This window comes from Oerskovia rustica (genome assembly GCF_014836555.1).
Taxonomy (GTDB): domain Bacteria; phylum Actinomycetota; class Actinomycetes; order Actinomycetales; family Cellulomonadaceae; genus Oerskovia; species Oerskovia rustica.
Map to the genome: position 1 here is coordinate 11,410 of NZ_JACSQQ010000006.1, position 25,998 is coordinate 37,407.

The window sequence follows — 25,998 nt, forward strand, 5'->3', positions numbered from 1 at the left end:
GGGGCGCCCCCGTCGGGCTGCGTCGTGGTGCCGTGCGCGAGGGGCTGTTGCGCGGGCCCTCTATCTCGCGAGACCGGTCAGAAGACGTTGATGACGATCGTCGACCCCTTGGGCGCGGTCTTGCCCGCGCCTCCCGCCGGGTCCTGCGCGTAGACGATGTTGAGCGGGCTGATGCCCTGGGGGTGCCGGATCTCGACCGCGAACCCGGCGTCCTTGAGCATCTTCTCGGCCTCGGTGACGTTGCGGCCGTAGGTGTTCGGGATCTCGACGAGCGGCGGGCCGAGCGAGACGACGAGCGCGACCTTGTCGCCCCGGTGCCCCTCCGTGCCGTTCTCCGGGGTCTGGCTGATGACGAGGCCCGCGGCGACCGTCTCGGAGTAGTCGTCGGTCGAGCTCGGGTCCAGCCCCAGGTCCGTGAGGGCCGTGAGCGCGGCGTCCTTCCCGAGGCCCACGACCTGCGGGATCGTCACCGGGGCGGGGCCCTGCGAGACCGTCAGCACGGGGACCGTCGAGTGCGGCACCGAGGTGCCCTCGGCCTCGGAGACGCTGACCACGGTCCCGGCAGGGACGGTGTCGCTGTAGGCCTCGACGGGGTCCCCGACCGTGAAGCCGGCGTCCTTCAGCGCCTCGGTGGCCTCCTCTGCGGGCTTGCCGACCAGCCCGGTGGGGATCTCGATCATCTTGACGCCGAGCGAGACCAGGAGGTGCACCTCGCCGTCCTTGCGGACCTTCTCTCCCGCACCAGGATCGGTCGAGATGACCGTCCCGGCGGCGAAGGTGTCGTCGTAGGCCTCGGTCACGTCGCTGCGCAGGTCGACCGCGGCGAGGGTCTGCTCGGCCCCGGCCTGCGGGGCACCGACCAGGCCGCCGGGCACGATGGTGTAGGCGCCCGGGCCGCTGAGGAACCACCAGGAGGCACCGGTGAGGGCACCTGCGAGCAGCACGACGATCGCGAGGCCCCACCACCAGGCGCGGCGGCGACGCCCCGCGCGACGGAGCACCTCGTCCTCCGGCCCGTCCTCGGAGCCGGGCGCGTCGCCGTGCGCGGCGACCGTGGCGCGGTCGAGCGCCAGGGTGTGCTGCGTGCCGGCGCGATCGGTGGGCTGGGTGGCGCCCTCGCCGCGGGTCGCCCACAGGCCCGGGAGTGCGGTCGTGGGGGTCGAGTCCGGGGCCGTCGGCGGGGCCGGTGTCCCGGTGGTGCCCGACGGCGTGTCACCGGGCCTGGCGAGCGCTCCCGCGAGGGCGGCGGTCGCGACCCCGAGCACGGCCGTGTCGGGCGAGCCGGTGCTGGGGGCGGGCTCCGCACCCGACGCCGCCGCGGTACGGGTCGGGTGCGACGAGCGCCCCTCGAGGGCGGCGGGGTCGAGAGCCTGCCGGGTCTGGCGGACCAGCGCGAGGGCCGCCGACGCGTCGACCGGCCGGTCCTCGGGCGACCGGGCGGCGAGCGCGCACACGAGGACGTCGACCTCGGCGGGGATCCAGGGCTCGACGTCGGACGGTGCCGGGACGTCGGAGTTGACGTGCTGGAAGGCGACCTGCAGGGGAGTCTCGCCCGTGAAGGGGTGGCGCCCGGTGAGCATCTCGTACGCGAGCACCCCCACGGAGTACACGTCGGTGCGCGCGTCGCAACGTCCCGACGTGATGAGCTCGGGTCCGAGGTATGCCACGGTGCCGAGGATGGTGCTCGTCGCGGTCGACGCGCCCTCGCTCACGGCGCGGGCGAGACCGAAGTCCGCGACCTTGACCCGCCCCGACTCGTCGAGGAGGACGTTCTCCGGCTTGACGTCACGATGGACCAGACCCTTGCGGTGGGCCGCGGCGAGCGCGTCCAGGATCTCCTCGAGCAGGTCGAGCGTCCGCCCCACGCTGAGCGAGCCCTCGTCCTGCAGGACGTGGCGGAGGTTCGTGCCGGGCACGTACTCCATGGTCAGGTAGCTGGTCTCGCCGTCGACCCCCTGGTCGAACACGGCGACCACCCCGGGGTGGGCCAGGCGCGCCGCGGCGCGCGCCTCGCGCCGGAAGCGCGCGACGAACTCGCCGCCGTCGGTGCCCTCCGCGAGGTGCGGGTGCATGACCTTGAGCGCGACCTCGCGGTCGAGGCGCCGGTCCACCGCGAGGTACACGGTCGCCATGCCGCCCCGGGCGATCCTGGACACGACGTGGTACCGCCCGTCGACCAGGCGGCCAACGAACGGATCAGACGTCACAGTTGCCACGTCGGAAGTCTAGGCGTCCCGGAGCGCGGAACCGGTGAGGTCGTGCCCGGACCGCGTGCGGGTCGTGCGGACGGATCGTGACGGTGCCCGGCGGGCGCGAGCTCGCGCGCCACGTACGCTTGACCCGTGACTTCCGTGACTGACCTCGAGCAGCTCGTGACCGAGTGGCTGACCCTTCCCGACCTCGCCGAGGTGCTCGGCACCGACATGACCCAGGCCCGCAAGATCGCCCAGGACAGGCGTGTGGTCGGCGTCAAGCGCGGCGAGCGCTCCTCGTTCCAGATCCCCGCGGCGTTCGTCGTCCCGGCGCACCTGGCCAACCCGGCCAATGCCAAGCCCGCCCCCGAGAACCCCGACGAGGGCCGCCAGGTGGTCCTCATGTCGCTCCAGGGCACGATCGCCCTGCTCACCGACTTCGGGTACTCGGACGTCGAGATCCTGGAGTGGCTCTTCTCGCCCGACGAGGCGCTCGGGTCCACGCCCATGGCCGCGCTGCGCGCCGGACGCAAGGCAGAGGTGCGGCGCGTCGCGCAGGCGCTGCTCTGACACCGTCTCCGCACTGACGGGCACGGCCCCCCACCGGGGCGCCGTGCCGGTCAGGCCGAGCGCTGGACCGCGGCGCGCGCGAGCTCCGCGACCATCTCCGTGCCGGGTGAGGCCAGGCCCGCCGCGTCGAGCGCGGTGAAGGCCTCGTCCGTGAGGTCCGCGATGAGCTGCTCGACCGCGTCCACGGCCCCCGTCTCGACCAGCAGCCCCCGCAGGTTCTCGACCGCGTCCTGGTCCAGGTCGGGGTTCCCGAGGGAATCCAGGAGGAACGCGCTCTGCGTCGGGGTCGCGGTGCGCAGGGCCCGGGACACGAGGACCGTGCGCTTGCCCTCGCGCAGGTCGTCGCCCGCAGGCTTGCCCGTGACGGACGGGTCGCCGTAGACCCCCAGCACGTCGTCGCGGAGCTGGAACGCCTCGCCGAGCGGCAGACCGTACGACGGGACGGCAGCGAGGGCCTCCTCCGGGGCTCCGGCGAGCGCCGCACCGAGCGCGAGGGGGTGCTCGACGCTGTACCGGGCGGACTTCGAGCGGATCACGGCGCGCGCCCGGGCCTCGTCGGCGTCGAGGTCCGTGCCCCACGGCACGGCCTGGGCCAGCACGTCGAGGTACTGGCCGACGGTCACCTCGGTCTGCATGTCGTCGAACAGCGTGCGCGTGCGCAGCGCGACGTCCTCGGGAAGGTCGACGAGCCCCCTGCGGATCTCGGCCTGGCTCGCGATGAGGCACAGGTCGCCGAGCAGGATCGCGCTCGACGAGCCGTACTGCACGTCGCTGCCCGACCAGCCGGCCGCGCGGTGGTGGCTCGCGAACGCGCGGTGCGCCGCCGGGCGGCCGCGGCGGGTGTCCGAGTTGTCCATGACGTCGTCGTGGAACAGGGCTGCGGCCTGGAACAGCTCGAGCGCCGCACCCGTACGCACGGCGGCTGTCCGCCGCCCGTCGTCGACGTGTCCGCCGTGGGCACGCCAGGACCAGTAGCAGAACGCGGCACGCAGGCGCTTGCCTCCCGTGAGGAGGGCGGCGGTCGCCTCGGCCAGCGGCGCGGCGTCCTCGCTGATGGCGGCGAGACGGACCCGTTGGTCCTCGAGGAAGGCGCCGAGCGCGGCGTCCACGTCGGGGCGGAGGTTCTCACGGTCGACCGGCAGGGACGGAGCGGGCGCGGTGGCGTCGGCAGGCATGAGGGCAGCCTAGGTCACGCGGGCGGGAGGACCTGGCCGCTGATCGTGACCAGGCGGGCGACGGTCGTGTCGAGGACCCCGACGGACAGCGTCTCGGTCGCCCCGTCGGGCGTCGCCCGGTTGAAGGCCGCCTGGCCGCTGAGACCGCCGGGGACGCTCCCGGGCAGGGCTGCGAACCCCGCGGCCGTCATCGACGTGGTGTAGAAGTCCAGGACCTCCTGGACGGTCCCGGGGGAGGAGAGGTTCAGCGTCACCTGGCGAAGCGGGACGCCCTCGACGTCGGTCGCCGAGCTCGCCAGGACGTCTGCGTCCGGCGGGACGGGGACGACGTCGGCAGGGAAGCCGGCGACGAGGGACCCGGCGACCGAGGAGTCGTCGAACGTCGGCATCGACGCCTCGGGACCGGGAACCCCGTCGACAGGGAGGGCTCCGTCGTCCGAGGAGGGAGCTTCGGCCCCGGGGCCGGGTTCCGGCCGGTCGGCGGGGGTCGTGCAGCCCGCCAGCGCACCGGCCAGGAGGCAGACCGAGACGACGAGGACCGGTGCCGGACGGCGGCGACCGGACGGTGTCCCGGGGAAAGTCTCGGGGAAAGGTGAAGAGCGACGCACCCCCACACCGTAGTCAGTGCGCGGCACGGAGCCCGACCACAGTCCATCCCGCCGTCCACAGGACCGCCGTCCCGTCCCCGCACGCGCTGCGACGGCGCTGGGATGGGCCGCATGACAACGACGATCCGGGCCCGCGGGCCACGAGAGCTCCTCGCGTACATCCCGTTCCGCCTCGGCTACCGCCCGCAGGACAGCGGCGTCCTGGTCAGCCTGCGCACGTCCCGCGGCCGGGTCGGGCTCGTCGCGCGCGTGGACCTCGACGACCTGGCCGACCTCGAGCACGGACCCCAGGTGGCGCGCACCCTCGTGTCGCACCTCTCCTCGGACGGCGCCGCCCGCGCGGTCCTCGTGCTCTACGCCGACGTCGACCTGCGCGCAGGCGGGGCGCCCGCCGCTCGCGAGCGTGCCGCCGTCGAGCACTGGACCGAGGCCGCCGAGGGCCATCTCGGCGAGCCCGAGGTCTGGGTCGTCTCTGCGACGGGCTACCACGGCGCCGACTGCCAGGACGAGACGTGCTGCCCTCCCGGAGGGCGCCCGCTCGCGGACCTCGAGGCGACCGAGGTGGGCGCGCACATGGTCCTCGCCGGGGCCACCGTCGCGCCGAGCCGGGCGCAGGCGACGTCGATACCGGTGCTCGACGCCGTGCTCCGCCGCAAGGCCTCCCGGGCCGCGAACCGTTGGCGGGCCCGGCGGGACGCCGCGCAGGCCACGCACGACCACGAAGGGCTCACGGCGTGGCGACGGGAAGGTCTCGCCGCCTGGCGTGCCGCGACCGGGGTGGTCGAGCAGGCGCACCGCAGCATCGAGGAGGGTGCTCGGGCCCCGCTCCCCGCCGCCGTGCCGGCCACCGTCCTCGGACGCCTCGAGGTCGCGCTCGAGAGCGTCCCCGTGCGGGACGCGGTGCTGCTCGCGTTCGTCGCCGGCAACGACGAGCTCGCCGCGCTCACCGCCACGGCGGTCGCGGACGAACAGGTCGGGACGGGGACCGCGGCGGCGCTCGCGGCCGTCGTGGACCCCGACTCGGGGCTGCCGCCCGACCCCCTTCGGGCGCGGTGCGCCCGTGAGGTCCTCGAGGCGGTCGCAGGGGCCGGGCGGCGCGGGGCGCAGGCGCCCGCCCTGACGCTCCTGGCGCTCCTCGCGTGGTGGGACGGCGACGGCGTGCTCGCGACCGACAGGCTCGCGGCGGCGCTCGACGCGGACCCGTCCTACCAGCTGGCGCTCCTTCTCGAGCGGGCGCTCGACGCGGGGCTCGCGCCGGGATGGGCTCGGCAGCAGGGTCGCGCGGGACGGGCGACGTGAGGATCAGGGGCGGTTCCGGTACCGTCGCACGTGCCGGGGTGGTCCCGGATCGCGGCCCGAGCGCCACCCGCTCCACGCGCGCCAGCAGGCATGCCCAGGCATGACGGAGGAATCCCATGACAGTCGTTGTCGGTTACCTGTCCACCCCCGAGGGGCGCGAGGCGCTCGCGACCGCGGTCGGCGAGGCGATCGCACGTCGGAGCGAGCTCCTGGTGGTCGTGAGCGACAAGGGCGGGCACACGACTCCCGAGCAGGCCGGCGAGCGGAGCGAGGACATCGCCCGGATCATCGCCCCTCTCGACGCCGCGGGCCTGGAGCACCGGGTCGTCGCGGGCACGGGCGAGGTCGCAGAGGATCTCGTCGGCACGGCCGAGACGAACCAGGCCGAGCTCATCGTGATCGGCCTGCGGCGGCGCAGCCCCGTCGGCAAGCTCATCCTCGGCTCCAACGCGCAGCGCATCCTGCTCGACGCCCCCTGCCCCGTCCTCGCGGTCAAGCCAGACCGGTCCTGACACGAAGGGCCGGTCGAGGAGCGGCCGACCTGACCGTGGACGCACCACAGAGGCGTGGCGTGGACAGGAGAACCGCCGAGCGCTGACCGAGAAGCGGGAGCGGTCCGGCCGCGACCCGGCCGGGCGGTGTGTCCCGGTCTGCCCCGGTGTGCGTCGACGGCGGCGTGGTGAGGGCCGCGTGGTGTGACGCGACCCCCAGCGGAGGGAATCTTCGGCGCGGACGAGGCGTTGACCAGGGGACGACATCCAGCGGAGTGGACGTGTGCAGGCCCGTCGGCGGCGACTCACCCGTGTCGGAACTTCTTCCCCGGCGACCGTTGACGGATCGGCCGGTACAATATAGGTGTCCGCTCATGATCCGAGAGTCCTCCGATCTCCCGGGCACGCCCCTCCAGTGATTGCCGAAAGGTCGGTTTGTGGCGCCCTCTTCACAGAACCCCGCTCTCCCGCACGAGTTCGAACACCCCGCCCTGCAGGAGCTCCTGCGCAAGGGGAGTGAGAACGGTCGGGTCGACGCCGAGAGCTTCCGCAACGCCTGCGAGAGCGCGACGATCGGCGACCCCAAGCGACTGAAGGCCGTGCTCCGTGCACTGGCCGGTGCCGGTGTCGAGGTCGAGATCCCCGTCGCGACGAAGGTCGCCGCGGCCACCTCGTCGCGTTCCACGACGACGTCGCGAGCCGTGAAGCCCGCGACCAAGAAGGCGACGACCCCGCGAGCGAGCGCCGTCACGACGACGCGCACCGCGGCGGCCACCGAGACGGTCGACGCCCCCGAGGCGGCTTCCGCCGAGGACGCCGCACCTGCCGCCAAGGCTCCCGCGACCCGCAAGCGCGCCGCGACCGCCAAGACCGCTGCTCCCAAGGCCGCCGCCACGCGCAAGAAGCGCGGCGCCAAGGACGACGAGGACACCGACGAGGTCGTGGTCGAGGACCTGGTCGAGTCCGACGAGGAGACCGAGACCGCAGCCCCCGCGGCCAAGCCGGGCGAGGAGCCCGACGAGTCGCGCGGCTTCGTGTACTCCGACGCGGACGACGACGACGCCCCGGCCCAGCAGGTCGTGACCGCGGGCGCCACCGCGGACCCGGTCAAGGACTACCTCAAGCAGATCGGCAAGGTCGCGCTGCTGAACGCCGAGCAGGAGGTCGAGCTCGCCAAGCGCATCGAGGCCGGCCTGTTCGCCGAGGAGCGTCTGGGGTCGGGCGACACGTTCGAGCCCAAGCTGCGCCGTGAGCTCGAGTGGATCTCCTCGGACGGGCGCCGGGCGAAGAACCACCTGCTCGAGGCCAACCTGCGTCTGGTCGTCTCGCTCGCCAAGCGCTACACGGGTCGCGGCATGCTGTTCCTGGACCTGATCCAGGAGGGCAACCTCGGTCTGATCCGTGCGGTCGAGAAGTTCGACTACACCAAGGGCTACAAGTTCTCGACGTACGCGACGTGGTGGATCCGTCAGGCCATCACGCGTGCCATGGCCGACCAGGCCCGCACCATCCGTATCCCGGTGCACATGGTCGAGGTCATCAACAAGCTGGCCCGCGTGCAGCGCCAGATGCTCCAGGACCTGGGCCGCGAGCCCACCCCGGAGGAGCTCGCCAAGGAGCTCGACATGACCCCGGAGAAGGTCGTCGAGGTCCAGAAGTACGGCCGCGAGCCCATCTCGCTGCACACGCCGCTCGGTGAGGACGGTGACAGCGAGTTCGGTGACCTCATCGAGGACTCCGAAGCCGTCGTCCCCGCGGACGCCGTGAGCTTCACGCTGCTCCAGGAGCAGCTGCACCAGGTCCTCGACACGCTCTCCGAGCGTGAGGCCGGCGTGGTCTCGATGCGCTTCGGCCTGAGCGACGGGCAGCCCAAGACGCTCGACGAGATCGGCAAGGTCTACGGCGTGACGCGTGAGCGCATCCGTCAGATCGAGTCCAAGACCATGTCGAAGCTGCGTCACCCGAGCCGCTCGCAGGTCCTGCGCGACTACCTGGACTGACCGGTCCGCTCTGCCACGGCCAGAGGCCCGCACCCCGACGGGGTGCGGGCCTTTGTCGTCTCCCTGAAGTCGGCGCTCGATGGCGACGTGGGTCCCGGGGGTGCGCGGCGCCGTCGGGCAGGGGAGCGGTGGCGATGCGACGCGAGGGGGTCGCGGTGTCGGGTGTGCGGCGTCGCCCGCCCGACGGGCGGCGCACCGGTTCCGTGATGCGTCTCGCCGCGGAGAGACGGGGACGAAAGAACCCCGGCCGGTGACGAGCACCGGTCGGGGTTCAGGAGTGCGGCGCGCTACGAGTGCGCGCCGGGTCTTGTCAGCGGGCGCCGTGCTCTGCGAGCAGGCGGTCGGTCTCGTCCTGGACGTGCGTGGCGATGTCTGCGAAAGCAGCGGCGTGCGCGCGTGCGTGGTGGGCGCAGAAGAGCAGCTCCCCACTGGGCATGGTCACGCGCACGTAGGCCTGAGCGCCGCAGCGGTCGCAACGGTCGGCCACGGTCAGCGATGGAGTCGTCGTAGCAGTCACGTGACCATGTAATCACCTCGGGGCGCATTCCTCGTACCGAAAAGGCCCGGGTTCGCTACCCGCGTAGCCGCGCGGTTCCGGGAATACGTCGGGATCGTGTGGAGGTCCGGCCCGGTGCGGCCAGGCTGACCGATCCTGTGGGTGGCAGCGTCTAGGCTTTCCCTTCGTGACGACCACTTCTGAGTCCAGCTACACCGCGCGGCACCTCTCCGTCCTCGAAGGCCTGGAGGCCGTCCGCAAGCGACCCGGCATGTACATCGGGTCGACCGACTCGCGCGGACTCATGCACTGCCTGTGGGAGATCATCGACAACTCGGTCGACGAGGCTCTCGCGGGCAACTGCGACGCGATCGAGGTCGTGCTGCACGCCGACACCTCCGTGACCGTCAAGGACAACGGGCGAGGCATCCCCGTGGACATCGAGCCCAAGACGGGGCTCAGCGGTGTCGAGGTCGTCTTCACCAAGCTGCACGCGGGCGGCAAGTTCGGCGGCGGCTCGTACACGGCATCGGGCGGCCTGCACGGCGTGGGTGCGTCGGTCGTCAACGCCCTGTCCTCACGCCTGGACGTCGAGGTGGACCGCGGCTCCAAGACCTACCGCATGACGTTCCACCGGGGCGAGCCCGGCGTCTTCGCCGACCCCAAGACCGGGCCGGACCCCGACGCGGCGTTCACGCCGTTCGTCGAGCGCTCCGAGCTGGCCGTGGTCGGCAAGGCACCCCGTGGAAAGACCGGCACACGCGTGCGCTACTGGGCCGACCGACAGGTCTTCCCCAAGACCGCCGTGTTCTCCTACGACGAGCTCGTGACGCGCGCGCGCCAGACGACGTTCCTCGTGCCCGGGCTCAAGATCACTCTGCGCGACGAGCGCGGCCTGGCAGGCACCCCGGGCGCCGACGGACCGGTCGAGGAGAGCTTCCAGCACTCGGGCGGCACGGTCGACTTCGTCGACTTCCTCGCCCCCGACCCGGCCGTCACCGCGACGTGGCACCTGACGGGCTCGGGGACGTTCAAGGAGACCGTGCCCGTCCTCGACGACCGCGGGCACCTGACCCCGCAGGAAGTCACGCGTGACTGCGAGGTCGACGTCGCGCTGCGCTGGGGCACCGGCTACGACACCGAGCTGCGGACGTTCGTCAACATCATCTCGACGCCCAAGGGCGGCTCGCACCTCGCGGGCTTCGAGGCGGGGCTGCTCAAGATCCTGCGCAAGGGCGTCGAGACCAACGCCCGCCGCCTCAAGGTCTCCACCAAGGACGCGTCGGAGCGCATCGAGAAGGACGACGTCCTCGCGGGCCTCACGGCAGTGCTGACGGTGCGCCTGGCCGAGCCGCAGTTCGAGGGCCAGACCAAGGAGGTCCTCGGCACGGCCCCCGTGCGTGCGATCGTGGCCCGCGTCATCGAGCAGCAGCTCGGCGCCATGCTGACCTCGACCAAGCGTGACGAGAAGACGCAGGCCTCCCTGCTCCTCGACAAGGTCGTCGCCGAGATGCGCGCACGCATCACCGCGCGCAAGCAGAAGGAGATCTCGCGCCGCAAGAACGCGCTCGAGACCTCGTCGCTACCGTCCAAGCTCGCGGACTGCCGCAGCGACGACGTCGAGCGCAGCGAGCTCTTCATCGTCGAGGGCGACTCGGCGCTCGGCACCGCGAAGCTCGCGCGCAGCTCCGACTTCCAGGCCCTCCTGCCCATCCGCGGGAAGATCCTCAACGTCCAGAAGGCCTCGGTCACGGACATGCTCCGCAACGCCGAGTGCGCCGCGATCATCCAGGTCATCGGCGCGGGCTCGGGGCGCTCGTTCGACCTCGAGGGCGCGCGCTACGGCAAGGTCGTGCTCATGACGGACGCCGACGTCGACGGTGCGCACATCCGCACGCTCCTGCTCACGCTCTTCTTCCGGTACATGCGCCCCCTCGTGGACGCGGGCCGGGTCTACGCGGCAGTGCCGCCCCTGCACCGCGTCGAGGTCATCGGCGCGGGCTCGCGCAAGAACGAGTACATCTACACGTACTCCGAGGGCGAGCTGCGCGACGTCCTCAAGAAGCTCGACAAGTCGGGCAAGCGCTACAAGGAGGACATCCAGCGCTACAAGGGTCTGGGGGAGATGGACGCCGACCAGCTCGCGGAGACCACCATGGACCCGCGCCACCGCACGCTGCGCCGCGTCACCGCAGAGCACGCCGAGGCCGCCGAGCGCGTGTTCGAGCTCCTCATGGGCTCGGACGTCGCGCCGCGCAAGGACTTCATCATCGCTGGGGCGGCGGGCCTGGACCGGGCGCGGATCGACGCGTGACGTCCCGTCTGCTGGGCACCGGCCGCCCGGTCACCGGCTCGTTCGTAGACTTCACGGTGTGAACCCCCAGACTCTCCGTGCCACCCCGGCACGCTCGCTGACCGCCCTCACGTCGCTCCTGCTCGCCGTCGGCCTCCTGGCCGGTTGCGGTGCGGCCGACGACGCACCGGCGGACGACACGTCGGCGTCCTCGTCGGTCGCCGCTGACGACGACGCGTCCGACGCCTCCGACGACTCGACCGACGGCGCTGACGACGCTGCTGACGACTCCGAGCTCTCCTACGAGGGCGTCGCCGGGAAGACGGCGCTCGAGCTGCTGCTCGCTGCCGACCCGAGCGCGACCGTCCAGGGCGAGGGCGACATGGCGTTCGTGACGGGCATCGGCGGCGTCGCCGCGGACCCGGCCGGCGAGTTCTGGGCGCTGTACGTCAACGGTGAGATGGCCCAGGTCGGTGCCGGGTCGCTCGTGACGGAGACGGGAGACGAGATCACGTGGAAGCTCGAGAAGTTCACCTCCTGACGCGTTGGTGGCGCCCCGCGATCGCGGTCGCGGTCGTGGCGCTCGCCGTGGTGTTCCGCCTCGTGCGCGAGGAGATCGGCGCCCCGCCGAACCTCGAGCTCGTGACGTCCGCCGCGTTCGCGGCCGCGGTGCTCGTGCGGCACCGCCTGGCGTTCCTGGCCCCGCTGCTCGTCGCCGTCGTGTCCGACCTGGTGCTCGGCAACACGTCGATCGCGCTGTTCACGTGGAGCGCGTGGCTCGTCATCGGGCTCGCGGCGCTCCTGACCCGCAACACCTCCGGGTGGGGCCGCGTCGGCGCAGCAGCCGGGCTGGGCGTAGGCGGGTCGCTGTGGTTCTTCCTCTGGACCAACTTCGGTGTCTGGTTCCAGGGGCGCGGCGTCTGGTACCCGGCAGGCGTCGACGGGCTCGTGGCGAGCTACGTCGCTGGCCTGCCGTTCCTGCGGACCATGCTGGTCGGGAACCTCGTGCTGCTGCCGGTCGTGGCTGCGGGGACGCTGCTCGTCGAGCGGCTCGAGCGCTCGCGGGGACTCGTGGCCGTCCCGCAGGCGGCATGAGCCCCTGCCTCTGCTCACGTTCGCCGAGGTAGACCCGTGTGTGCGAGGTAGGTCTCCGGGAGGTCTACCTCGCACACACGGGTCTACCTCGGTGTCAGGGGTCCAGACGCTTGCGCAGGAGGCAGAACTCGTTCCCCTCGGGGTCGGCGAGGACGTGCCACGACTCGTCACCCGTCTGCCCGACGTCCGCGCGACATGCGCCCAGGGCAAGCAGGCGTTCGAGCTCGGCGTCCTGGTCCCGGTCGACCGCGTTGATGTCGATGTGCAGGGGGAGCTTGGCCGTCTTCGGGTCGTTGCTGGGGCTCAGGATGATGGTCGGCTGGAGGCCGCCGAACCCGACGTCGGCCGGGCCGATCTCGATCGCCCCCTCCTCCCGTCCGAGCTCGACGTAGCCGAGGACTCCGCTCCAGAACCGCGCGAGCAGCTCGGGGTCGGCGCAGTCGAGGACGAGCTCACTGATGCGGGATGCCATGCCCCGCAGTGTATGAAGGTGATGGCGGTCACGTCAGGCGAATTCCGGGCGTGCCTTGCCTGGCCGTGCCTGCCGCCGACGGTGACGTGCTCCGGCGGCGAGGGTGACGTCGTCGGGCAACGAAGGACCACGAGCCCAGGTGGTCACCCGAGCTCTTCAGCCAGCGCGACGACGATCCCTTCCGGTCCGCGGAGGTAGCAGAGCCGGTAGGCGTCCTCGTACCGCACGATCTCGCCGACGAGCGTGGCCCCGTGCCCACGCAGCCGTTCGACCGTGTCGTCGATGTCGTCGACCGCGAACATCACGCGGTGCAGGCCCAGGGTGTTCGACGGTGCACTGCCCAGGCCGACGTCCACGGCCGCAGGGGAGTGGTACGTGCTGAGCTCGAGCCGGCCAGGACCGTCGGGCACGCGCATCATCGCGATCTCCGACCGCATCCCGTCGAGCCCGACGACGTGCCCCGCCCAGGCGCCCTCGATCGGTGCCCTGCCTTCGAGCTCCATCCCGAGCTCGACGAAGAACGCCACTGCCGCGTCGAGGTCGTCGACGACGATGCCGACGTTGTCGAGTCGCTGGATCGCCATGTCTGGTCCCGTCTCAGGTGTTCTCGGCCTGGCGGTCGACGCCGCGGTCTGCGGCCGCCATGTCGCCCGTCGAGGGCGTGCCGTCGGCTAGACCGTAACGCAGCAGCACGGTGCCCGCAGGGCTGGCGACGGGCGGTTCGAGGAGGGTGAGGTTGGTGGGCACGGCGCCGCCGTCGAACACCGACTTCCCGACGCCGAGGACGATGGGGTGGACCCACAGGTCGAGGCGGTCGAAGAGCTTCTCGCGCAGGAGCGTCTGCACCAGACCCAGGCTGCCGACGACCTTGACGTGCTCGTGCCGGTCGCGGATCTCGCGAACTGCGGCCACGAGGTCGTGGCCGAGCTGCGTCGACCCGGACCAGGAGAGATCCGGCTTGCCCCGCGAGGCGACGTACTTGGGGATGCGGTTGAAGAGGGCGGCGAAGTCGTCGTCCTGACCGCCCTCCTGGTGGGGCCAGTAGGCGGCGAAGATGTCGTACGTGCGGCGGCCGAGCAGCAAAGCGTCGGTGCCCTCGTAGGCGGCGGCGACCTGCTCCCCGGCGACGTCGTCCAGCAGGGGAGCCTGCCAACCGCCGAACGGGAACCCGATCGGGTCCTCGTCGGGGCCGCCGGGCGCCTGCCCGACGAGGTCCAGGGTCGTGAACAGCTCGATCTCGATCGATCCCATGATGTGCTCCGGTGGGTCGGTGGCAGGGTCATGGGGGTAGACCGGGGGGCGGGGGAGAAGTCATCGGGGGCCCGCGACGCCCTCGGCATCGGTGAGGGGGCCGCGGTCGCCGGGCGTGCTGACGATCTAGCCGACGAACAGGTCGTAATGACCGCTGGCAGTGACAGGCGTGGATGCCCTGTGCTCGACGACAACGCGACGGAGGATTGGCGCGGGGGCGCGAGCGTGCGTCAGGTGGTGGCCTGCAAGGACCCATCGCGTGCCGTGTTCGTCCCGGCGGATTCCGCCGGAGATCGTGAAGGTGCCGCAGCCTTCGAAGCTGTCGTGGACGTGCTCGAGACCCTGGTGCGACCGCCACCGGGCCATGAGTCGTTCAACGCCCGCAATGTCGGCCTCCATGGGATCCGGGCGCACGACGGTCTAGGCGCACCCACCTGGGACGTCGTCTATGACAAGGTCGTGGATTTCGCCGACGGCAACGCGCTCGTCGCGCACAAGGCAGCTTTGGACCGCTCGGTCATGACGCAGGAGCGCGGTCCGTGTGCCCGAGGCGAGATGGCCGTGCACGCGCCATGGGTGAAGTCCGTCCAAGACCTCGCGTCTTACCGGCTGCCTGACGCGTTTCGGCCGCGTTGCGCATTCCTCCTCATGCCCACCTCGAGGCCGGGGCCGACTCCCACCAGCGCGCGATCATCTTCGTCGAGCTGTGCCGCTTGCCCGGACCGCCCGGCCTGGACCTGGTCCGACGGCACTTCCGAACGTGGTGATTCGACTGCAACCTCTGCGTCCTTGACATGGCCGCGACCGCCGCGTCCTCGACGCGGCGGTCGCAGTCGGAAGTTCACACCGTCGGGGTGTCACACCGTCGGTGCCACTTCATGAGTCGTGGAGCTGAGGCACACGGACGCAAGGTACGCCTAGGAGCGCGTCGGCTCCCGTGGGCCGACCATGATCGCGCGTGCAGGTGCGGCTAGTGGTCGATCGGCCTGAGTTAGGAGCGGGGCGCGCCCCCGTCGACGACTGGCCGCTATTTAATGCTCTGGCACTTCCCGTTGTAGCTGCGGCAGGTGTAGAAGACTCCGGCCGTCTTGGGGTCGACGCTCCGCTGACTCCCGAGAACGCTCCTGATGCGCTCGGAGCGAACACGTAGAGCCGTGCTGACCATGGGCGCACCCACCGTGGCCTCGACCATGCACGGCCGTGCACACATGAATCAGTGCGCAAGTTCGCTGACCGACGTCCAGGGGAGCCGGGCGTCGACGACGAAGCGACCAGCGACCGCGCCCGCGGAGAGTGTCCCGCCGACGAGCGCCGCGCGGTCGGCCATTCCGGCGATGCCAGAGTGTGGTCGAGGAGCGATCGATGCTCCGGGCTCGCCGTCGGGCATCGGGTTCTGGATAACGAGCGTGATTCCCGTCTCGGGTACGCCGCGCAGAGTGATGTCGATCGGCATCTGCGAGGCGTGCTTGAGGGCGTTGGTGACCGACTCCTGCACGATGCGGTAGCAGGCGCGGGTCACCGCGCTGGGCGCGGTGGCGCCGTCGGCGATGACCACGCTGCTGACGATGCGCGCACCTTGGTTCTTGAGGTCGCTCAGGAGGTCGGCGAGGTCGTCGAAGGACGCGGTAGTGAGCCCGTCGGCCCCGGTACGGAGCGAGGTGAGGACGCTGCGGAGCTCGGTGCCAGCCCGGGCAGCAGCGGCCCGGATGAAGGCTGAGGCCTCGCGCACCCTGGGGTCGCCGGCCGCCACGGTCTCCAGGACGGCTGCCTGCATGGCGATCTGCGCTAGCGAGTGTCCGACGGTGTCGTGCACTTCGCGGGCGAGGGCTTCGCGGGCGAGCGCCTCGCGCTCGTCGATGCGGGTCACATGGCCAGCGGCGCGAACGGCGCCCTCGCTGGTGACCGGGTCTTCCTGGGGGTCTCTGGCGTGCGTGTTGCTGGAGCGCGGATCGGGCAGTAGCCCGTTCGCGGCGCGGTCCCATACGACGGCGACTCGGTCGCGCGCACGGGTGGTCGCGACATAGAGGAGCGACCGCTCCCGCTGGAGGACACCGGGCCGGTCTCCCTCCGGCGACCGGTCGACCGCCTTCAGAGACTCGGTGGTGGCGCCGAACACGAGGACGTTGCGGAACTCCATACCCTTGGACCGGTGCATGGTCATGACGGCGACCCGGCCGGTGACCGGCGTGTCGTTGGCGCCGCAATACCGGTTGGGCACGCCATGCTGGGTCAGGCTTCTGGAGAGCGTGGTGCCGTCGTTGCCGGTCCGGACGAGCACGGCGACCGTCTCGGGTGCGGTCCCGTCGGCCAGCCAGGCACGGACCGTTCGGACGGTGGTCTCGTGAGCCTCGTCCGGCGTGTCGTAGCCCTCGACCACCGGGTGCGGTCCGGACCGGGCAGAGCGGGACCCGGTGCCGTCGACGACGCCGTCCTCCATATCCAGGGTCTCGTGGCTGGCGAGGATGCTGGTGGCGTAGTCGAGGTTCTGGGCAGTGGTGCGGTAGTTCAGCCGCAGCCGACGGGACCTGCCCACCACGTGGATACCGTGCCGGGACAGGACGGTCCGGGGGGCGTAGATGCGCTGCTGGGAGTCCTCCGCGAGGAACAGGTCGTCCGGTCCCGTGGCGACGAGCGCCCGCAGCAGGACGAGCCGCGCCGGGGTGAGGTCCTGCGCCTCGTCGACCAGGACGTGGTCTGCGACCCGTCGACCGGTGGCCGCCGCCGACACGTCGAGCGCGGCCGCGGCGATCAGCGCCTTCTCGTCGTAGTCGGTGGTGCCCGCACTGGCGGCAGCCGCCCGGTACGCCTCGATCACGTCCCACACGGCGAGGCGTTGCGCCCGCGAGAGGGCGACGCCACGGCCCTGCCTCCGCACCTGCAAGTACTGATCTCGGGTCGTGATCCTTCCGGGCACGACGACGGTCCCGGTCTCCGCGGCCAGGAAGTCCGCCGTGCGCACCGAGGGGGCGAGCACCCCGCCGGCTCCCCACAGCGCGGCGTCCCACGCTCCGTGCGTGGTTGCCCGCACGACCTGCGTCCGCGGACGACCGAGGAGCTCCGTGGCAGCGTGCTGGACGTCGAGCCCGTACTCCGCCGCGCGAGAGACCAGGCGCCAGGAGATGGCGTCGACGGTGCCGATGTAGACGCCCGGCTCGCCGAACTGCTTCGCGATCCGCACGGTCTTGTCCAGCAGCAGCAGGTGGGCCCGGAGCGAGGTGGCGAGGGTCTTGTTGTACGTGGTCAGGACGACCCGTGCCGTTGGGTCCTGTGCGTGCAGGTGGCGTGCGCGGTGCAGCAGCACGACGGTCTTACCGGTGCCTGCGCCGCCCGAAAGCCTGAAGGCGCCCCGCGTGGTTGCCGTGGCCTGCTCGAGCTGCTCGGGGTGGAGGAAGACCCGCCAGTGGGCGAAGTCCTCGTCCTCGATCGCGGCCCGCAGGTCGTCGTCGTCCTCGAGGTAGGCGAACAGCATGCGGGACGCCGGGTGATCGAGGGCGCCGATGAGGTCGTCGTCGGTGTCATGCTCGGTGTCGACCGCCGCGGTGTCGACGTGAAACTCGGCGCGAACCTGCTCGACGCTCGTGCCGTCACCGAGCAGGAGGAGCGCGTCCGTCTGAACAGCGGATGGTGCGGCCAGAGCGACCTCCAGCAACCGGTCCTGGTCGGCCGCGAGGATCGCCTCGTGCGCGGTCAGGCTCGCGACACCGAGGTCGAGCAGGTCCTCGAACGTGATGCCGAGTGCCTGGAGCACGGGGACACCGGGCGCGTCGAGGACACGATCGGTGCTCTCGGCCGCAGGGGGCTGCGCCGTGGCTGCGACGCCGGCCGGGTGGACCCGGATCACTTCGGGGACGCTCGTGTGCGGGTTGCGCTGGAAGACGACGCTCCGTGCGTAGGCGATCGCCTCGTCGTGCGGGAACGTGCCCAGGTAGATGTAGCGCGCCTCGTCGTCGGAACCAGTGAGCTTGATGAGCACGGCGCGCCAGAACAGGTTGACGCGACCCGTCCTGGCGCGCTTGTCGGCGGACTGCTCCATGGGCTCGATGTGCAGGCCCGGGGTGGTGTCGTCCTTGCGGAGCTTGTCGATGAACGCGTACGCCTGCGACCGGACGCTGCCGTCGAGCGACGGGATGTCGGCGGGGATTATCACCTGGGGCACAGGGTGAGGCTATCCGCAGGTCAGGGGCGGACGCAGTGGCCTCTCGGCCTGTGGCCCCGCGGCGGCGGGTGAATCTCAGGCTTCGGGGTCTGCAAGGGCGGCGAGGACGGCGATCTCGGCTCGTGTGCTGAGGCCGAGCGTGGTCAGCGCGTGCGCGACGTGCGCCTTGACGGTGTTCTCGGACAGGTGCAGTCTCGTCGCGATCTGGCGGTTGGTCATGCCCGCCACGAGGTGCGCGACAGCGCGCTCCCGGTCGGTGAGGGCGGCGATCCGGGCCCGGGCGTCGGCAGCGCGGTCCACGGGCACGCCGCCCGGCGTGGTCATGCGGCGGATTACGGTGGCCGCGGCGTTGGGACAGAGCGCGCCACCGCCGTCGGCGACGGCGCGCACGTGACCGGCGAGGGTGTCGGGCGCGTCGTCCTTGGATAGGAAGCCTGCCGCCCCGGCGTCGAGCGCCTGGCTGACGGCGTCCTCGGACCCGTACCCCGTGAGCGCGACACAGCGGGGTGGGTTGGGCAAGGCCGCGACCCGCCGGATGGCTTCGACCCCGCCCACGCGGCGCATCTGGAGGTCAATGAGCACGACGTCGGGCCGGTGCTCGGCGACCGCGGCCAGGACTTGGTCGCCGTCGTCGGCCTCGCCCACCACGTTGAGCCCGTGGGCGATGAGGATCGTGCGGATCATGGTCCGCGTGTAGGCGTCGTCGTCCACGATGAGCACTCGAGTCACGAGCCACACAGTAGAGCGAGCGCAGGTCCCGCGTATACCGAGCAGGTGACTGGCGCAACCCGATCGGCGGTCGTGCCGCACCCGACCGGCCGATGTGTGTCGCACAAGACTTCTCGACGAATGGCCATGCCTTGGAGGCACAGACCGCCGTAGTGAGTGGGCATGACGCCCGGATGGTCGCCCCCGGGCCACAGGTGAGTCGGCTCGCTGGACGGACGCCGTCCCTGCGCCTTTGTCGATTCCCCCTCGCCCGGGTCCCGCCTTGCCAGACGGCTCCCGAGCCACCTTCGATCCTGGACAACGTACGAACGACCGGGGGATCTGTTCTCCCCGATCGGACGACAATGATCACCCGATCGGGCGATACCAAACCGACGGCTCTTGCGAGAAGGTTGTCGTCGAGGTCAGGGGACAGCGTCGGCCATCCGAAACCATCGGTTCGATGTAGGTTTCTCACCTGAGTGAATAGGTGTCCACCCGCCGCGTAGCAGACCTGTCCGGCCTTTGTCGTCTGATAGAGGGTTCAGGCGGAAACAGTCGATCGAGAGGCCGTGAAGTTGAAGCAGGTGTGGCAGCGGGGCGAAGGTGCCCTCGCGAGTCTTGTGGCCGAACAGACGGAGACGTGTCTGGCGGTCTACAAGGAGGACCCGAGCCGCGTCGAGCAGGACGCGAACAATGAGCTCCGGATCTCCGAGGGCGGCTACAACAACCGTCAGCTGGAGGAGACCGTCCAGAACGCGGTGGACGCCGCCCGCCGCGGGGGGAGTCGGATCGAGGTCAGGCTGACGGCCGACACCCTTTACGTCGCGAACGACGGCGGACCGGTCTCGGAGGACGGGGTCAATGCACTCCTTGGCTCCGACCTCTCCCGCAAGCAGGGAGACAGCATCGGCCGGTTCGGCATCGGGTTCAAGTCAGTTCTCGCCGTCACTGACCGCCCGAGAATCTTCAGCCGAACCGTGTCGTTCGGCTTCGACAAGTCCTGGGCGGAGTCCACGCTGCGGCGGTACGGGTTCGTGTCCGAGCGCTACCCGACGATGCGTCTCGCGCAGGTGCTCGATCCCCTGGTCCACGCTGCGGCCGACCCTCACCTGAAGGAGCTGATGGATTGGGCGAGCACGGTGATCGTGCTCCCGTTGTCCGCCGGGTTTCTCGGCATGAGCAAGCGCATGATGGCGTTCCGGCCGCAGTTCGTCCTCTTCGCCGCTCACATCCGTGAGGCGAGGTTCTACGACCTGACGACCTGGCCTGCTCGGAGTGGCGGCGACATCGGGCACCCGAAGGCCACCGACAATGTCGTACGCCGGATCTCGAACGGGGACGGCACGGTCGCGGTGGAGGTCGGTGGCGTGTCCGAGGTCTGGAGCATCGCCGAGGCGGTGCACCAGCCGAGCGCGAAGGCTAGGGCAGAGGCCGGACGCATCACCGACCGGGACGACTTGCCCGTCCAGTACGCGACCAGGGTGCCCCCGACGACCGGCATCGGGCAGTTCTGGGCGTACTTTCCGACCCGGGAGTTCACAACCTTGTCCGGCCTCGTCAACGCGCCGTGGAAACTCAGCGATGACCGCCTCGCCGTTCTCGACACACCGTTCAACGAGGAGATCCTGTCATCCGTGCTGCCACGGCTCGTCGGCGAGGCGATCCAGGTCTACGAGTCGACCGACGACCCGGTACGGGTCCTCGACGCCCTCCCGGCGCGTGGCCGCGAGAGCCGCGGATGGGCGGACGAGACGGTCAACGAACCGGTGATCCGGCACCTGCGGACCGTCAGATCCGTGCCCGATGGAACCGGCGCGCTGCGGAAGCCCTCGGAGCTCCGCTGGACCGGCTTCGTCGACGACGTGGAGCGCGGCTGGCTCCAGCAGTGGGCAGAGCACCCCGCAGCGCCGAGGAATCGCTGGGTGCATCCCGGCGCGTACGGCACCCCTGAGCGGCGTTCGAAAGTCGAGCGCCTGCTCTCCGGGAGTGCGGGTCGCGGCGTCGTCGGCGAGGTTTCCACGTCGGCGCCGGTCGCGCAGTGGCTTGAGGAGCTGGTGGCCGACGGGTCAGTGGTGTCGTCCGCGGCTGCGATCCGGCTCGCGGCTCGGATCGCGCAGGAATCGCACCGCATCGCCGATCCCGGGCGACGTTCGCGTGCCGTGCAGGGGGTTCTCGGCGCGCGTCTGATCCGGCTCGAGGACGGCACGTTCCGCAAGCCCGAGAAGGGCAGGGTCTTCGTACGGCAGTCGGAGGCCGACGCCGGCCACGACTTCGTCGACCCCGCGCTCGTCGACGAGCAGGGCGTCAAGGAGGCGCTCGGCGTGCTCGGCGTCGTGGTGTACGACCGCAGCGGCGAGCTCCGCAGTCTCCTGGCCCGCGCCAGGTCCACGGAGGTCCTGCACGACAGAGCGCTCATGGCGCAGACATGGCAGAACATCTGGCAGACAGCGCGGACGATCGAGGACGACGAGAAGGTCTACGAGCTCCTCGTCGAGGACTTCGGGCCCAGTCTGGTCGGTGTCGTCCGTGTCCGCACCGCGGACGGTTCGTGGCGTGGCATCGCCGACGCCTACCTGGAGGGTCGACTGGTCTCACGGGGCACGGGGAGGGACCAGGATCGTCTGATCGACCCGATGTTCCATTCGGACGGCGACGTCCGAGTGCTACGTCGGATCGGGGCGGTAGACGTGCCGACGCACCGTCCTGACCCCCCGGCCGAGCCGTGGTTCCGCGCGTACGAGGGCGTGGTCGTGGACCGGTTCATCGCGGGGCAGAAGGGTTCGACTCCTCAGCGTGACCGGGTCCTCGCGACCGGCTCGACGCCCCCGTGGCCGCTGGAGCCGCTCATCGGGATGTCTGCCGAGGCCCGCGCGGTGGTGACGGACGACATCGTCCGACGAGGTCTGCCTGCGCCGTGGACGGTGCAGCACAGCACCAACGTCAGCTACGGGCGACTGAAGGTGGCGGCGCCCGAGATCTGGTTCCTCGGGAAGCACGGTGCCCTTGACGTGCCCAGATTCGGAACCGTTCGCCCGAGCGAGGTGTTCCAGGCGTCCGAGGCGGTCGATCCGGAGATCTTCCCGACCGCGGAGATGAGCGACGCCTTCGCGAAGCAACTTCGGCTGAAGACCGATCCCAACGACGACCACCAGATGCCGCCCGCGGCCTGGAATGCGCATACCATGCGGGCGGCGTCCTGGACCGGGAACAGGGAAGCGGACGTTCGTCGTGGCAAGCTCTATGGCTGGCTGCCGTTCAAGTTGCCGAACGACCCGCTCCGGTTGGTCGCCCGGGTCGGTTCGCGGTACCAGGAGGTCGCCCCGGAGAACATCGGCGTCACCACGGACCCAGCCGTCTACGACTCGCTGATCGAGGCCCAGGTCCCGGCGCTGCTGCTCGCCGACGACGGGGACTGCGAGCAGTTCGTCACAGCGTGGGACGCCAAGCCCGGTAAGGACCTCCTGCAGGAAGAGATCGTCACCGTCACGGCAGGTGAGCCCGAGTACCTTCTGGACTTGTACCCCCCGATGAAGCTGTGGGTGCCGGTGGCGGACCACGAGGTACTGATCCAGGCCTGCCGGAGCATCGAACGACTCGTCGCCACCCCGGAGGGCCAGCGGGGCCGGCCGGTCGCGCAGCACCGCGACGGCAGCGGCGTCGTCCGGGTCACGGCGACGGACCCGTCGCAGGTCCTCGCCCAGGTCGCCAGGGCGCTCAACCTCGACATGTCGGGCGCGGACATCCGCAAGGTCTTCGACGACGTGGCGCGGCAGAAGACCATGAAGCTCGTCACCGAGGTCAGGAAGGCGAAGTCAGACAATGACCGGCTGCTCGCTGCCGTGGGTGTGGATGTACTTCGCAGGAGCCTGCCCAAGCAGGTCCTCGACATCGTCGAAGACACGAGCGGGAAGTCGAGTCCGCACGAGATCGCGGCCCTCGCCCGCGCCGTGCATGGCGTCAGTATCCTCAAGCAGCCCTCGATCCTGGCGGCGCTCCAGGAGAACGGTCTGGAGCCACCCCGTGAGTGGGCAGGGCGCAGCACGACCCGGCGCTGGGTCGAGGAACTCGGGTTCCCCACCGAGTGGGCAGGGTTCACGGCGAACGCCCGCCCGGCGCAGGAGATGATCGACGGTCCTGCTCGTCTCGAGAAGCTGCACCCCTACCAGGTCGCGGTCACGGAGCGCATCAAGGATCTCTTCCTGGGCACGGGCAGCGACCGGGGCATGGTGGCGCTGCCCACTGGTGCTGGCAAGACGCGGGTAGCGGTCGAGGCGTTGGTCAACGGGCTTCGCCAGGGCTACGTCGCTGACGACGATCCGCTCGTGTGGATCGCGCAGACTGAGGAGCTGTGCGAGCAGGCCGTCGAGACGTGGATGCACATCTGGCGTGCGATCGGCCCGGAGCTGCCCATGAACGTCGGGCGGCTCTGGGGGACGAACTCGGTGGTCGAGGACCCGTCATCGTTCCAGCTCGTCGTGGCGGGCATCGACAAGCTACGGAGCGTTGCGGAGAGGGAGCCGGATAAGTACGAGTGGTTGCGCGGCCCGTCCGTGGTGGTGATCGACGAGGCGCACACCTCGGTCACTCCCGAGTACACGAAGGCGCTCGAATGGCTCGGGCGGAGCGGGCGTACCCGCAAGATCAGCCAGCGCCGTCCGCTGATCGGCCTCACGGCGACCCCCTTCCGCGGCAGGTCGCAGTACGAGACCGAGCGTCTCGTGAGCCGGTACGGCAGCAACCGTCTCGACAAGGGCGCCTTCCAGGATCCCGACAACCCGTACCTCGAGCTCCAGGACATGGGCGTTCTGGCCCAGGTTCGCCAGAAGATCCTCGACGGCGTGAAGGTGAACCTGACCAGTCAGGAGATCGCCGACATCGAGAAGATGAGCCGGCTACCGGCCGGTGTCACCGAGCGTCTGGGCGACGACAACGATCGCACCCTGCGCATCGTGGACCACATCGTGGCCCAGCCCGAAGACTGGACGATGCTCGTGTTCGCCTCGTCGGTCGAGAACTCCCGCACACTTGCCGCCCTGCTCACGCATCGTGGTGTCCCGGCTGTGTCCATCTCGTCCGACACCGAGGCCGCCGCCCGACGGCACTACGTGGAGCAGTTCAGGACAGGCAAGCTCCGGGTGATCACCAACTACGGCGTGCTCACCCAGGGTTTCGACGCCCCGAAGGTGCAGGCCGTGTACGTCACGCGGCCAACGTTCAGCCCCAACGTCTACCAGCAGATGATCGGGCGCGGGCTCCGTGGCCTGCTCAACGGAGGATCCGAGGAAGTGATGATCGTCAACGTGCAGGATAACTTCGCGCAGTTCGGCGACCTGCTCGCTTTCAACCAGTTCGAGTACCTGTGGCAGCGGTGAAGGCGGCCGTGAACCTCGACCCGAGTCAGGTTGCGGCCGTCGAGGTCGATGCGGAGGCCCGGCAGATTGTCGTCGCCGGACCCGGCTCGGGCAAGACGGAGGTGGTCTCGGCGCTGATCGAGCACCTGATCGAGGAGAAGGACCTCGAGCCGACGTCGGAGATCCTCGTCATCAGCTTCTCGAACGCCGCCGTCCACGCGGCGACGGCGCGCCTGGCACGCAAGGGCCTCGACCCGGTGACGGTCCAGACCATGGACTCGCTCGCGCTGGAGATCCTCCGGGACGTGTCCGACGTCGACACGACCGAGCTCTCCTTCGATCGCAGGGTCGAAGCCGCGACGCAGATCCTCCGGGAGGAGGGGTGGGACCGGCTCGATGAACTCCGGCACCTCGTCGTGGACGAGGTTCAGGACGTCGTCGGCCGGCGAGCGGACTTCTTGCTTGCCCTCCTCGATGTCCTCGACGAGGACGCCGGGTTCAGCCTGATCGGCGACCTCGCCCAGGCAATCTACGACTTCCAGCTCGACGACCGGTCGGGTACGACCTCGGCGGACCTCTTAGGGCAAGCCTCGACGAAAGGGGTCGTGGAGGAGAAGGTCCTGACCGGGCAGTACCGGGCTCGCACGCGAGATGCCAAGGGTGCGGCACGCCTGCGCGCAGCCGTCCTGGCGGGTGCCGACGACCTCGACGACTTCGAGGCGGACGTGGTCCACGCGGGCGGGGTGCCAGACGTTGTCCGGCTCGCCCAGGGTTGGGACGGCACCACGGCCTTTCTCACCGAGACCAACGGCCAGGCGATGCTCGTCGCCCGGGAGATCGGGGAGGCGGGCGGTCTGGCCAGGCTCCGGAGACGAGCGGACCAGCGTGTCCTGGCGCGGTGGGTCGTGGAGTCGCTCGCGGACTGGAGGCCCGTCTCCATCCGGCGGGAGGAGCTGTTCGATCGCCTCGGTCCGTTCGCCGTCCGCCACGACCCCGCCGACTTGTGGCGGGCGCTGAGGGCCGTGACCGGAGCGCGAGGCAACGAGCTCGACCTCAGCAGGCTCGTCAGAAGGATCGCGGGCACCCGACCGATCCCACCCCAACTTCTCCACCAGCAAGACGACGGCCTGATCGTGTCCACGGTCCACCGCGCGAAGGGGCTGGAGTTCGACAACGTCGTGCTCGTCGACTTCGCCAGGTTCGGGCGGCAGGAGCGCGACCTGGAGGCGGAACGTCGCCGACGCTTCGTAGCGCTGACCCGCGCCCGGGACCGGATCGTCCGTGCCGACGGGGCACCACGCAGAGTGTTCAAGCACCATGACGAGCGCTGGTATCTCGGTGGCTACAAGAACTGGCAGACCTTCGGATTCGAGCTGCGGACCAGTGACCTGGACACGACCGCGCCGCCCGGCGACGACCTCACCGGGACGCAGGAACACCTCGCGACGAAGGTTCGGACGGGTGACGCCCTGGAGCTCGTTCTGGACCCGGGGCGGTCGACGCTCAGGATTCCGACGTACACGGTGCTGCACGACGGTGTCGTCGTCGCGCGGACGGCCGAGTCGTTCGGCACCGCACTCGCGCGACGGGTCGGGCCGGCCGAGCGTCGTCGCGCGGGGACGCTGCCGTGGCCGAGGGTCTCCCGGGCCAGGGTGGAGGACGTCGTGACAGTCGCCGGGGAGCCGGCTCAGGATTGTGTCGGCCGTCGTGGCCTGTGGCTCGGCGTGACGACCGCAGGAATGCTCGACGTGGAATGGGGGACTGAGAAGGATGATGACTGACCTGAACGCCTGGTACTTGGCGCGCTCCGCCATGGTGGACGCGCTGGTCGCGGACCT

At 70.7% G+C, this 25,998-nt stretch carries 18 protein-coding genes; 9 read left to right on the forward strand and 9 right to left on the reverse strand.

What is annotated here, in order from left to right; all coding sequences use genetic code 11:
• Positions 1-77 precede the first annotated feature (77 nt).
• Positions 78-2,216, reverse strand: a complete 2,139-nt coding sequence (gene pknB / locus H9652_RS04780) for a Stk1 family PASTA domain-containing Ser/Thr kinase (protein WP_191795177.1) — start codon at positions 2,214-2,216, stop codon at positions 78-80.
• 126 nt (positions 2,217-2,342) lie between these two features.
• Between pknB and H9652_RS04785 the strand changes: the two genes are divergently transcribed.
• A complete protein-coding gene (locus H9652_RS04785; protein ID WP_318243979.1) occupies positions 2,343-2,762 on the forward strand; it encodes an Rv2175c family DNA-binding protein in 420 nt (139 codons plus the stop codon).
• A gap of 50 nt (positions 2,763-2,812) precedes the next feature.
• Here H9652_RS04785 and H9652_RS04790 read toward each other — a convergent pair whose 3' ends face one another.
• Together H9652_RS04790 and H9652_RS04795 are read right to left on the reverse strand one after the other, a co-directional pair.
• On the reverse strand, positions 2,813-3,937 hold the full coding sequence (locus H9652_RS04790; RefSeq protein WP_191795179.1) for a polyprenyl synthetase family protein: 1,125 nt from the start codon (positions 3,935-3,937) through the stop codon (positions 2,813-2,815).
• Between the two features lie 14 nt (positions 3,938-3,951).
• On the reverse strand, positions 3,952-4,326 hold the full coding sequence (locus H9652_RS04795) for a hypothetical protein (protein ID WP_191795181.1): 375 nt from the start codon (positions 4,324-4,326) through the stop codon (positions 3,952-3,954).
• A 330-nt stretch (positions 4,327-4,656) separates the two neighbouring features.
• Between H9652_RS04795 and H9652_RS04800 the strand changes: the two genes are divergently transcribed.
• The 3 genes from H9652_RS04800 (at position 4,657) to H9652_RS04810 (ending at position 8,335) form a co-directional block, all read left to right on the forward strand.
• Positions 4,657-5,844: a DUF4192 domain-containing protein gene (locus H9652_RS04800; protein ID WP_191795183.1), complete on the forward strand. Its 1,188-nt coding sequence runs from the start codon at positions 4,657-4,659 to the stop codon at positions 5,842-5,844.
• Between the two features lie 116 nt (positions 5,845-5,960).
• On the forward strand, positions 5,961-6,356 hold the full coding sequence (locus H9652_RS04805; RefSeq protein WP_191795184.1) for a universal stress protein: 396 nt from the start codon (positions 5,961-5,963) through the stop codon (positions 6,354-6,356).
• Between the two features lie 416 nt (positions 6,357-6,772).
• Positions 6,773-8,335, forward strand: a complete 1,563-nt coding sequence (locus H9652_RS04810) for an RNA polymerase sigma factor (protein WP_191795186.1) — start codon at positions 6,773-6,775, stop codon at positions 8,333-8,335.
• A gap of 310 nt (positions 8,336-8,645) precedes the next feature.
• Here H9652_RS04810 and H9652_RS04815 read toward each other — a convergent pair whose 3' ends face one another.
• A complete protein-coding gene (locus H9652_RS04815; protein WP_030152534.1) occupies positions 8,646-8,852 on the reverse strand; it encodes a DUF7455 domain-containing protein in 207 nt (68 codons plus the stop codon).
• 166 nt (positions 8,853-9,018) lie between these two features.
• On the opposite strand from H9652_RS04815, the gene H9652_RS04820 reads away from it, so the two are divergent.
• Genes H9652_RS04820 through H9652_RS04830 form a run of 3 tightly spaced genes read left to right on the forward strand, consistent with a single transcriptional unit; the run spans position 9,019 to position 12,219 of the window.
• Positions 9,019-11,145 carry a DNA gyrase/topoisomerase IV subunit B gene (locus H9652_RS04820; RefSeq protein WP_191795188.1) on the forward strand — a complete coding sequence of 709 codons (2,127 nt, stop codon included), beginning with the start codon at positions 9,019-9,021 and terminating at the stop codon, positions 11,143-11,145.
• 58 nt (positions 11,146-11,203) lie between these two features.
• A complete protein-coding gene (locus tag H9652_RS20215; RefSeq protein WP_191795189.1) occupies positions 11,204-11,665 on the forward strand; it encodes a DUF4430 domain-containing protein in 462 nt (153 codons plus the stop codon).
• Complete coding sequence (locus H9652_RS04830; protein WP_191795190.1) at positions 11,638-12,219, forward strand: DUF6580 family putative transport protein; 582 nt, start codon at positions 11,638-11,640, stop codon at positions 12,217-12,219. The genes H9652_RS20215 and H9652_RS04830 overlap by 28 nt, the downstream gene beginning before the upstream one ends.
• Positions 12,220-12,313: 94 nt before the next feature.
• Here the strand turns inward: H9652_RS04830 and H9652_RS04835 are convergent, their stop codons facing one another.
• The 5 genes from H9652_RS04835 to H9652_RS04855 all read right to left on the reverse strand — a co-directional run bounded on the left by H9652_RS04835 (position 12,314) and on the right by H9652_RS04855 (position 18,827).
• Complete coding sequence (locus H9652_RS04835) at positions 12,314-12,691, reverse strand: VOC family protein (protein WP_191795191.1); 378 nt, start codon at positions 12,689-12,691, stop codon at positions 12,314-12,316.
• Between the two features lie 143 nt (positions 12,692-12,834).
• Complete coding sequence (locus tag H9652_RS04840) at positions 12,835-13,275, reverse strand: VOC family protein (protein WP_191795192.1); 441 nt, start codon at positions 13,273-13,275, stop codon at positions 12,835-12,837.
• A 13-nt stretch (positions 13,276-13,288) separates the two neighbouring features.
• Positions 13,289-13,942 (reverse strand): dihydrofolate reductase family protein, encoded by a 654-nt coding sequence (locus tag H9652_RS04845; RefSeq protein WP_191795193.1) that lies wholly within the window; start codon positions 13,940-13,942, stop codon positions 13,289-13,291.
• Positions 13,943-15,155: 1,213 nt separating this feature from the next.
• Entirely contained in the window at positions 15,156-18,098 is a 2,943-nt protein-coding gene (locus tag H9652_RS04850; protein WP_191795194.1) for a 3'-5' exonuclease, read from the reverse strand.
• A 75-nt stretch (positions 18,099-18,173) separates the two neighbouring features.
• Complete coding sequence (locus H9652_RS04855; protein WP_191795195.1) at positions 18,174-18,827, reverse strand: response regulator transcription factor; 654 nt, start codon at positions 18,825-18,827, stop codon at positions 18,174-18,176.
• A gap of 551 nt (positions 18,828-19,378) precedes the next feature.
• Here H9652_RS04855 and H9652_RS04860 point away from each other — a divergent pair.
• Together H9652_RS04860 and H9652_RS20220 are read left to right on the forward strand one after the other, a co-directional pair.
• A complete protein-coding gene (locus H9652_RS04860) occupies positions 19,379-24,181 on the forward strand; it encodes a DEAD/DEAH box helicase (protein ID WP_191795196.1) in 4,803 nt (1,600 codons plus the stop codon).
• An 8-nt stretch (positions 24,182-24,189) separates the two neighbouring features.
• Entirely contained in the window at positions 24,190-25,941 is a 1,752-nt protein-coding gene (locus H9652_RS20220) for a UvrD-helicase domain-containing protein (RefSeq protein ID WP_191795197.1), read from the forward strand.
• Positions 25,942-25,998 lie beyond the last annotated feature (57 nt).

Bases quoted from the DNA above. Each gene is read 5' to 3' on its own strand.
- H9652_RS04805 (WP_191795184.1), top strand. From the start codon at position 5,961: ATGACAGTCGTTGTCGGTTACCTGTCCACCCCCGAGGGGCGCGAGGCG.
- H9652_RS04795 (WP_191795181.1), bottom strand. From the start codon at position 4,326: ATGCCGACGTTCGACGACTCCTCGGTCGCCGGGTCCCTCGTCGCCGGC.
- H9652_RS04800 (WP_191795183.1), top strand. From the start codon at position 4,657: ATGACAACGACGATCCGGGCCCGCGGGCCACGAGAGCTCCTCGCGTAC.
- H9652_RS04840 (WP_191795192.1), bottom strand. From the start codon at position 13,275: ATGGCGATCCAGCGACTCGACAACGTCGGCATCGTCGTCGACGACCTC.
- H9652_RS04790 (WP_191795179.1), bottom strand. From the start codon at position 3,937: ATGCCTGCCGACGCCACCGCGCCCGCTCCGTCCCTGCCGGTCGACCGT.
- H9652_RS04835 (WP_191795191.1), bottom strand. From the start codon at position 12,691: ATGGCATCCCGCATCAGTGAGCTCGTCCTCGACTGCGCCGACCCCGAG.
- H9652_RS04845 (WP_191795193.1), bottom strand. From the start codon at position 13,942: ATGGGATCGATCGAGATCGAGCTGTTCACGACCCTGGACCTCGTCGGG.